At 66.5% G+C, this 8,253-nt stretch carries 7 protein-coding genes and 2 pseudogenes; 3 read left to right on the plus strand and 6 right to left on the minus strand.

Features of this window, described 5'->3' with window-relative positions:
• A pseudogene (locus EOA24_RS19710) lies at positions 1-461 on the minus strand (formyl transferase); the annotation flags it as partial.
• Positions 462-707: 246 nt separating this feature from the next.
• Between EOA24_RS19710 and EOA24_RS19715 the strand changes: the two are divergent.
• Positions 708-2,807, plus strand: a complete 2,100-nt coding sequence (locus EOA24_RS19715; protein WP_126083315.1) for a Wzz/FepE/Etk N-terminal domain-containing protein — start codon at positions 708-710, stop codon at positions 2,805-2,807.
• Position 2,808: 1 nt separating this feature from the next.
• Positions 2,809-4,146, plus strand: coding sequence for a VpsF family polysaccharide biosynthesis protein (locus tag EOA24_RS19720; RefSeq protein WP_126083314.1), 1,338 nt, complete (start codon positions 2,809-2,811; stop codon positions 4,144-4,146).
• Here EOA24_RS19720 and EOA24_RS19725 read toward each other — a convergent pair.
• The 5 genes from EOA24_RS19725 to EOA24_RS19740 form a co-directional block, all read right to left on the minus strand.
• Positions 4,105-4,515, minus strand: coding sequence for a type II toxin-antitoxin system HicB family antitoxin (locus EOA24_RS19725; protein ID WP_126083313.1), 411 nt, complete (start codon positions 4,513-4,515; stop codon positions 4,105-4,107). The two genes, EOA24_RS19720 and EOA24_RS19725, sit on opposite strands and share 42 nt — an antisense overlap.
• A 106-nt stretch (positions 4,516-4,621) precedes the next feature.
• Positions 4,622-4,756 (minus strand): hypothetical protein, encoded by a 135-nt coding sequence (locus tag EOA24_RS43915; protein ID WP_281059513.1) that lies wholly within the window; start codon positions 4,754-4,756, stop codon positions 4,622-4,624.
• 161 nt (positions 4,757-4,917) lie between these two features.
• Positions 4,918-5,052, minus strand: coding sequence for a hypothetical protein (locus EOA24_RS43920; RefSeq protein ID WP_281059005.1), 135 nt, complete (start codon positions 5,050-5,052; stop codon positions 4,918-4,920).
• A 50-nt stretch (positions 5,053-5,102) separates the two neighbouring features.
• Complete coding sequence (locus tag EOA24_RS19735; protein ID WP_126083312.1) at positions 5,103-6,368, minus strand: cellulase family glycosylhydrolase; 1,266 nt, start codon at positions 6,366-6,368, stop codon at positions 5,103-5,105.
• Between the two features lie 39 nt (positions 6,369-6,407).
• Positions 6,408-7,595, minus strand: a complete 1,188-nt coding sequence (locus EOA24_RS19740) for a DUF1972 domain-containing protein (protein WP_245467113.1) — start codon at positions 7,593-7,595, stop codon at positions 6,408-6,410.
• A 356-nt stretch (positions 7,596-7,951) separates the two neighbouring features.
• Between EOA24_RS19740 and EOA24_RS19745 the strand changes: the two are divergent.
• A pseudogene (locus EOA24_RS19745) lies at positions 7,952-8,253 on the plus strand (glycosyltransferase family 1 protein); the annotation flags it as partial.

The following is an 8,253-nucleotide window of genomic DNA, read 5'->3' on the forward strand; positions in this document are numbered from 1 at the left end:
TCCTGGAAGGATGCCAGCGCGATGCCGTGATATTCGGTACCGAGCCGCCCTTCGGCGACGACAGCGCCGTCCTGCTCCAGCCGGGCGAGGGGCGTGCGGCCGGCAAGGATGAGCGCCAGCAGGGCTTCCTCGCCACAGACGCCGTCATAGGCGAGCTGCCAGACCTGTCCGCCTTGCGGCTCGACATCGCCGACGAGGTCGATGGTGAGCTCGGTTGGCTGGGACGCTCTCGCATGGCCGGCCAGCATCGAAATTGGCACACGCCTAGCCGTCCCATCGGCGGGCAGGCGGTGGATAAGCGTCTCAAGCTGGAACAGCGCCTCGGCCGCCTGCGGCACACCGCCCGCCGCCGGACGCGCGTCGACGCAAAGCTCGATCCCGGGCAGCTGCGACAGCCTTTCGGCCAGCGCGACATGGAAAGCGCGCACGCGGTCGCCGTCGAGGCGCAGGCTCAGGCGCATGGCCGGTCCCCGGGCGACTCGCCTCCGGAGCCGGCAGGCAGGCCCGCCGGTTCTAGTTCCCGCCGCATGCGCACGATGTCTCCAATTTCAGCTGCACCTAATTTCCACCGTGTCGGTGCAAACTTCGTGCCAGGGCAGCCCCAATTTATGAACATAATTAACAGTGTTTTAATCGTTGCCGGGAATAGCTAGGCCAACGCCGCATTTCTCGTCTTGCCGGCCGATGGAGCGTTGTCGGAGCGACCTTTGCAACCACCCCTGCTCATGGTGCCCCAGCAGAACGCTCCGGAGGCGGTCGCGCCGGCGCCAGCCTATTACGCGCCCGCACCGGCGCCAGCGGCTGCCACGGTCGAGCTTGGCGATCTCGGCCGCATCCTGCTGCGGCGCCGCTTCCTGATCCTCGCCGTCACCGCGCTGCTCACCGGATTGACGCTTGTCTACACCATGCTGACGCCGGCGCTCTACTCCTCGACGGCGCAGATCATCGTCGATCCCGAGGACCTCCAGGTCGTCACCAACGACGTAAATCCGAGCCGCATCTCGCCCGACGGCGGCATCACCCAGGTCGAGAGCCAGGTCAGCGTCGCGCAGTCGAACGGCGTGCTGCTGCGCGCGATCAAGGCGGAGAATCTCACCGAGGATCCGGAGTTCAACGGGCAGGGCGGTCTCGGGCGCTGGATGGGCATGCTCTTCGGCGACAGCGACACCGACAGGACGGCGACCACGCTGGATTCGCTGCGCCGTGTCCTCGCTGTGAAGCGCGACGACAAGGTTCTGGTGCTCAACATCATCATCACCGCCAAGAGCCCGCAGAAGGCGTCGGACATCGCCAACGCCATCGCCACCGCCTACCTTGCCGACCAGGCCGACGCGCGCAAGGAAAAGGCCGCCAAGGCCTCCGAGGCGATCACCGCGCGGCTCGACGAACAGCGCAAGCGCGTCGAGCAGGCCGAGAACGCGGTCGAGGCCTATCGCTCGCAGCACAACATGGTGATGGCGCAGGGCAATCTGGTGAGCGACCAGGAACTGACCGGGCTCAATGCCGAGCTGACCGCCGCGCAGGCGCGCACCCAGCAGCTCAAGGCGCAGGTCGATCAGCTGCGCAGGCAGGGCGGCGCGCCGGACGCGACCTCGGAAGCCACACGCTCGTCGACGATTTCAAGCCTCAGGGCGCAGGAAGCGGCGCTGGTCGACCAGATCGCGCAGCTCGGCACCGGGCTCGGGCCGCGCCACCCCTCGATGATCGCCGCCCAGCAGCAGCTGCGCGACCTGCGCGTGCTGATCCAGCGCGAGCTCGGCCGCATCGTCACCGCCGCGGAGACCGATTATGAACGATCCCTGGCCAACCAGCAGGCGCTGCAGGCCAAGGTGGCGGCGCTCAAGTCGAAATCGCTCGATACCGACCAGGCATCGGTGCGTCTGCGCGAATTGCAGCGCGACCTCGACGCCGTGCGCACCGTCTATGCCAACTACCTGCAACGCGCCCAGGAAACACGCGAGCAGACCAATGTCGACAGCACCAATGCCCGCATCATCTCCAATGCCATGCCGGCGCTGAAGAAGAGCTGGCCGCCGAAGGGGCTGCTTGTGTTCGGCGCCGTGTTCGGCGGGCTGGCGCTGGGCATCGGCATGGCGCTGATCGCCGAATATCTTTCGCCGACCGTGCTTTCCGCCAACCAGATGCAGTCAGCCATCGAGGCGCCGGTGCTGGGCGTGCTGCCGGGCAGGGGACGCCGCCGCTCCGGCGCTGCCGCCCAGAAGACCGATGCCGTGGCGGGGCTCGCGCTGCAGCGTATCGCCGCCGCCACCAGGCGTCCGTCGGACTGGCCGCTGGTGCCCTCCATCCTGGTGGCGTCGTCGCCCGAGGACAAGGCGCAGCGCTCGAGGGTGGCATGGCAGCTCGCCAACGCGGCCGCCGCCAGGGGCCGCCGCGTGCTGTTCATCGACATCAATGCCGGCAAGGGCCAGAAGGACCCGCAGCCCGGCGTGCTCGACGTGCTGCGCGGCGAATATCCGCTCGACGCGGTCAGCCGCTATGCGCCCGGCAGTTCGGTGGCGCTCATCGGCCGGGGCCGGCCGGCAGCGGTGTTCCAGGAAGCGCAGGCGCTCTATTTCGCCCACCGCATGCTGGCCGAGGCCAATCGCAGTTTCGAGCTCGTCGTCATCGACGGCGGCGCGCTGGCCGACGACCTCAACGTCCTGCCGCTGGTCGCCATGGCCGACGAGATCCTGCTCGTCGCCAGGCTGAACGCGACCCCGATGCGCGACGTCGCCTCGACCTCCGAAGCGGTCTCCGTCATGGGACGGTTGCCGACCGGCGCCATGCTGGTCGACGAGGCGGCCTGACATGGCCTCGATCCTGGCTGGTCCCGCCCGGCCTGTCCCGGCCCCGGGCTACGGCATGGCGGGCCAGCGCACTGTTCCGGTTGACACGCTGACCCGTCTTGGCATCACCGTTGCGGTGCTGCTTCTGTTTTCCATCTCGGGCGGCATGCTGTGGCTGGCAGGCTACAATTACGACGGTCTGCAGGGCAGCCCGCTGAGCAAGATCCACCCGTCCACCTATCTCTTCGTGCTCGTCTTCGTCTGGCGCGCCTGCACCTTCGGCAATCCGGTCGGCTATGTGGTCCATGTCACCAACAAGCGGCCGGCAACGATGCTGATGGCGGTGATCTCGACGGTGCTTCTGTTCGTCGTCATCCTCAGGCAGCGCCCCGGCATGGCCGGCATGATCGACACGTTCGTCGCCCCGGCGCTGGTCGTGCTGCTGCTTAGCGAGGACGATGAGAAGACCTTTGCCCAGCTGCGGATCGTCATCCATGCCGTCATGACGGTGAACGCGCTGATGGCGCTGTTCGAGTTCGGCACCAAGCATCTGGTGTTCCCCTACAGGTTCGACGGCGCCGTGTTCGTCAATGATCTGCGCTCCACCGCGCTGCAGGGGCATCCGCTCTCCAATGCCACGGTCACCTCGATCTATGTGCTGTCGCTGCTGTCGGGTTCGCGCTCGCTGTCGACGCCGCTCAGGCTGGCGCTTGTCGGCTTGCAGTTCTGCGCGCTGGTCGCCTTCGGCGGCCGCTCGGGCATGGTGCTGACGATCCTGCTCGGCGGCGTCTATCTACTGATACAGGGCCTGGCACAGCTCAGGACCGGGCGAGTCAACCTCTTGGGCGCCGCGCTGGTGATCATGCTCGCCGCTCTGCTGCCGCTGGCGATCGCGCTCGCCGGCTATTACGGCTTCTTCGACGCTCTGCTCCAACGTTTCGTCTCCGACAGCGGCAGCGCCAATGCCCGCGTCGAGATGTTCGACCTCTTCCGGCATCTGGAGCTGCGCGATCTGATCGTCGGGCCCGATGTCGACCTGCTCGACAGCATGCGCCGCATCAGCGGCCTGGAGCAGGGCATCGAGAACCCGATCCTGCGCCTGACGCTCTACCAGGGCGCCTTCTTCACGCTTCTGATCTTCTTCGGCTTCGCGCTGTTCATGCACGAGGTTGCGCGCCGTTGCCACCCGGGCATCTGGCTGCCGATGCTGGGCTGGCTCATCCTGCTCAACACCTCCGAAAGCATCGCCTCCAAGACGACGCTGATGACCAAATTCGTGGTGATCGCGCTGGCGCTGTACAGGCCGGCGAAGGAACGATCAGACAGTTTCCTTAAGCCTCTCCCTGGCCGCCGCAGCTAGAAACGCAGACCTGGTGACACCCAGTCGATGAGCTGCTTCGTCGATGTCGGCCAGCAGGCCTGCATCCAATGAGATATTGGCCCGGGCCGGCCGGCCATAGTCGCGTATGAGGGGGACCGAGATCAAAACGGCGCCATCGGTCAAGGCCGATCGTACCGCCTCATCGGCCATAAGCTCGTCCATGCTGCGAGGGCGGGGAGCGTCATGACCCTCCGCCAGTTCTTCAGCCACCCATTCAGCCAGAGCCGCGGTTGCGTCCTTGAATGCCTCATCCCGGTTTTCCGATTGGGCCACGCAGCCTGGTGCATCGGGGAACGACACACCGACGATGCCGTCCGCGGCATCCACGAGTGCGATATAGCGAGACATGTCCTGGTCCTATGTTCTTCGTTGCCTTGCTCTTGATGGAGCGTGGTGAGGAGTCGGTATTATTCCCAGCCCGCCGCTTTTGCGATTGACCGGGCTACCAAGGGCGTCACCGCCTTGTGCCGGGGACCATGATCGTCGGCATCCCGGCCTTCTTGTATTTGTCGTGTTTCGAGCCGCCGACAAGCTGCCAGCCCTCCCGTTCCAGCCGAGCCTTGATCTTGGTGGTGTTGGTCTCCGGCACAAGGATTCCTTGGGAAGCTAACGTGCAATTATTTGCACAATTTGCACGACCTATCAACGAAAATGCGCAAATAGATGTACATTCTTGCTGCCCGGCGGCGAGCGATTGGCGGCGGGCGCCGTTCATCACCCGGAGCAGAACAGGGCGACCGAGCACAGCCTTTACGCATTGGCCGCCACCCCGCTCGCCTCATGCCTCCGCGTCCCAAGCAACACCAGCGGCACCGCGACCAGGTTGATCGCTATCACCGACAGCCAGATGGTGATCTCGCAAGAATGCACCGGTCTCCCACCCACCGGCTCCCGCATCAAACCAAACGCTTGGAACGGTTTGGTGATTCAAAAAATCAAGTTGGCGGCATCGTCAAGCCCAGCGCCTCGACCATGGCGGGATCGAGCGCGCGGGTTATGTCGTCCATCATGCCCATGCCGTCGAACAGGTCCCAGAACGCCCAGGGAAAGCCGGCGGCTTCTGCGCTCTGCCGGACGTCGGCGATGTAGCGGGCGCGGTCGGGATTGGGCGCGGCGGTAAAGCGGGCGTCGGTGCGCAGCGCGCCGAACTCGCCCATGATGATGCGCCCGGGCGCGATGCCATGGCCGTCCGCCCAGCCGCTCACCTGCGCGAGGTAGCCGTCGATGAAACGACGGTCGGGCTGGGCGTCGAAATAGACTTTCAGCACCTTCTCGGTCTCTTCATAGGCGGCCTTCTTGGCTTCGTCGGACCTCTCCGTATCCTCAGCCATCCTGGCCCGGACCGAGGCCAGCGTCTGTTCCAATGTGCCGGCCGAGGCTGGCCACGGCACGTTGTTCAGCGCGCGGTAGACCGGCTCGCGCATCCATGGCGCGCCCTGATGGCTGAACAGGTAGGGTTCGTAGAAGTGGAAGGTGAACAGGATCGGCTCGAATTCCGCCAGCGGCGCCGGATCGAGCGCGGTGAGGCCCCGCACCATCGAGCCGCAGCCGCCGGTGACGACGATCGGTAGGTCTTTCGCCGCGCCACGCGCGGCGGTCAGCAGCGCTGCCTGCACCTTGGGCCACACCTCGGAGGAACAGTCCTGCGGCGGCTCGTTGACCGGCTCCAGCGCGACCCTGCCGGGCGCTATGTCCTTGAGCATGCCCGCCACGTCGGCGACGAAGGCCCGGTAGCGGGCGAATTCCGGCGCGCCGGTGCTGGAAATCATGCGCTCGGGGTTCCAGTAATGGGTGGCGCCATTGGCCTGCACGTTGACGATGACGCCGAGATCGGCGGCCAAAGCCGCTTCGACCGCCGCACTGAGCATCGCCATGAGGTCGGCGCGTCGGTCCGCATCGGCGACCAGAAACGGGCCCGGATCGACAGGCAGGCGGATGAAGTCAAGCCCGCTGGCGCGCAGCCGGGCAAGGTCAGCCGGCGTCGGCACCGGCCGCTGCGACTGGAAAGGCGGCCAGTCATAGTCGGTGCGTGGCGCCGGGTATTCGCGCGTCAGCGCGAACCACGGCCAGGCGTTGACGCCGCGCCTGAAAGGCCATTCGCCGGCGGCGCGCGCTCTAGATACGAGCGGCGGGACCGCCAGCGGCGCCGTCGCCACGGCCAGCGCCGCGCCGAGCAGACGGCGGCGAGACCAGCCGGTCATGCGTGCCCAGTCATGCGTGCCCCAGTCATGCGTGCCCAGTCATGCGTGCTTGGCCCGGTCGGCTTGCGCCGGCGCGGCGGTGGCGCCGCCGAGCTGCCGCAGCGCTTCCTTCTCATAGGCGGTGAGCACGTCTTCCCAGCGGAAGGCCTCGCGGGCGCGTGCCCGCGCCGCCTTGCTGCAACGCGCCACCAGCGCGTCGTCGGCCAGCGCCGTGTCGATCCGTGCGCTCAGGCTGTCGGTGTCGTTGAAATAGATCGCCGCCTCGCCGGCGACCCAGCGGTTGTAGCGGTTGTCATGGGCGATCACCATGTTGCCGGCAGCCAGCGCCTCAACCAGCGAGGGGTTGGTGCCGCCCACAGTGTGGCCGTGCATATAGGCGCGCGCATGGTAGCGCAGCGCCTTCACGCTCGCCTGGTCGTAGATCGCGCCTGGCATGATCACCGTGGTGCCTGCCGCCTCGCGCACGGCGCGATGGTAGGGGATCTCGTCGTTGAGCGTGCCCAGCACCACCAGCTTCATGTCGCCGCGATCGCGGCGGCGGAAAGCTTCGATGATCGGCAGGATGTTGTTGTCGGGTTCGATGCGCGCGATCGAGACCAGGTATTTGCCGGGCTCGAGCCCGAGCGCGCGAACGGGTTCCTCCGGCGCCGAGGTCACCGGGTCGGCCCCATAGGCGATGGTGGTGATGGCGCTGCGCGGCCGCCGCGTCGCCAGATGGTCGGCGATCGCCGGGTGGTCTGCGATAAGCCGTTGCGACAGCCAGGCGCCGATCCATTCGTTGAGCCAGAACCAGGCGCGCGCCGCCGGCCCCCATTTCGGCCGCCGCCACTCGATGCCGTCCATATTGGTGATGATCCTGCGCCGCATGAGCCTGAGCCAGGTCAGGAACACCGCGCCGTTATAGCCGAGCACCAGGCACACGCCGGGGCGCCTGGCGGCATCGAGCACGCATTGCCAGTCGAACTCCAGCGTCGCGCGCGGCCCGCTGGAGGCGACCTCGATGGTGATGAGCTCGATGCCGCGCCAGGTGTCGCTCGTCACCCTTTGGCCGACGCGCTCGACTTCCTTCTGGCAATAGACGCCGACCTTCCAGCCGCGTCCGGCCAGGAAAAGCGCCAGCCGCTCGGCGAAAGTCTCGAAGCCGCCGTGGGAAGCCGGAATGCCGCGTGTCCCCAGGATCAGGATCGAAGGCTTTTCGATCGGGTTGGAAGATAGTTCCGGTTTCAAAATAAAAGGATTCCCCCGGGGTCCGGTCATGGTTGTCGCTATGTCAATGACCGCCCAGCAACTTCCGTGCCAGGGGTACCCCCAGGGTGGATACTCGCATGAAGGTGTAAAATTTCTCTTCAGAGCGCGGGGCTTGCTTCATTATCGGTCAACCTTCGCGACGTATCTGTGTCGATACGGGGCACGGTCGGGTACCAGGGCCGCAGCAGGGCAATCAGGAAGCCGGCACGATCCTTGCTCCCGGGCCTGCAGTGGCCACCGCTGGGTGGAGCGGCGTGCGGATTTGGCATGAAGTTTCTTCCGCGCTTGAAGGGCCCGGTGCCGAGCGGACTCGAGGTGCAGGTGGAAAGAAAGTGATGCGCATTGCCTGCGTTCATCAGGGCTACGAGCTCTATGGTTCGGACCGCAGCTTCGCCGAGAGCGTGGCTGCGCTGCGCGCCGCGTTTCCGGCCGCCGAGATCGAGGTCGTGCTGCCGCGCCAGGGGCCGATCGTCGAGATCCTCAAGCCGCATGCCAGCCGCATCGTGTTCGAGCCGCTCTGGGTGCTCAGGCGCCAGGCGATGCTCAGGCTCGCCACCGTCGAGATGGCGCGACTGCCCGCGGCGCTCTGGCGCGCCTGGCGCCGCATGCGGGGCAGCGACCTGACCTATATCAACAC

Source organism: Mesorhizobium sp. M2A.F.Ca.ET.039.01.1.1 (genome assembly GCF_003998035.1).
In the GTDB taxonomy this organism is placed as follows: domain Bacteria; phylum Pseudomonadota; class Alphaproteobacteria; order Rhizobiales; family Rhizobiaceae; genus Mesorhizobium.